Annotated in this window: 1 protein-coding gene; it reads left to right on the forward strand. The window is 28.9% G+C overall.

Annotated elements, in window-relative coordinates; translation table 11 throughout:
- Nucleotides 1–1187, forward strand: a 1187-nt coding sequence (locus OIF36_00040; GenBank protein MCV6598860.1) for a hypothetical protein, incomplete at both ends; no start/stop codon positions are given.

A 1187-nucleotide genomic window follows, 5' to 3' on the forward strand; every position in this document is an offset into this window, starting at 1 on the left:
GGGAAATGGAGAACATAGATTTTACTGCGGAGATATAGCAACGGCATCAGATGGTGATTTAGTTATGAAAATGAATAATACAAGAATAGATATTTATAAACCATTATATTTAAATGATGTTTTATTTCAACAAGGAGGAGGTGGAGCATTTAGTGAAGATGTTGTTATAGCGGATACTTTTCAATTAAAAACAGATACTATATCAACAAATGGATTTAATGATTTAGTTTTTAACATTGATACATTAGGAGAATTTTTTAGGTGTCAAGCATCTGATTTTACAGTAAGACTTCCAAATAATAGAACTTTTTTAGCACAAAATATAGTTGTAGATAATTTACAACCTTTATCATTTGGTAATGATGTAGTATTAAATGGTGGTAATTCTACAAACGACGCATATGAAGAATATATAAGATTAGACGCATCAACCGATAAAGTTATTGTTAGTAAAATCATTGATACAAGTGAAGATATAGTATTACTTCAAAATAAAAAATTATATTTAGATGATACTGCTTCTAAAAATAGATATATCAGAAGTAGTTATCGCGCAAGTCCTGCGTTTGAACAATTAGATATTGTAAATGAAGCTTCAGGTGGAAGGATACGAATGATATTAGATGCCAATGGTTCAAGCACAACGGATGAGCAATTTATAGTTGAAAATTCAGGAATTACTTGTCGTAGAATTTTAAAAGCAGGTCAAGGTTTAAATACAAATACAATAAATAGTAATACAGATGTTAATTTAACCCTTTCAAGAAATGGAACAGAGTTTTTACGATTAGATAAAACAAATGATAATATAGTTTGTAGTAAAGAAATTGTAGCAGGTAATTCAGTTGTTGTTGATACAGCACAGAAACTAACAATGAAACCCAGTTTAGCAACAGGTGTTAATATTTTTGATATTAGAAATTTACATCCAGTTGTTGATAATCCAATGATAAGATTTAGATGCGGAACAGGAGGAGGTGAAACAATTATATGTGAAATGACAAATAACGGTGTATCAATGGTAAGAAATATATTAATAGGAACAGCATATGGATTAAAAACAAATACAATAAATAGCAATGGTAATAATACACTTAATATCCAACAGAATGGCGACACATTCATTTCTTTATTAGGTGATACTCTCAATAGAGTTCAAATTAATAGATTTTTAAGAGTTGTTGATG

This window comes from Alphaproteobacteria bacterium (genome assembly GCA_025800285.1).
In the GTDB taxonomy this organism is placed as follows: Bacteria; Pseudomonadota; Alphaproteobacteria; order JAOXRX01; family JAOXRX01; genus JAOXRX01.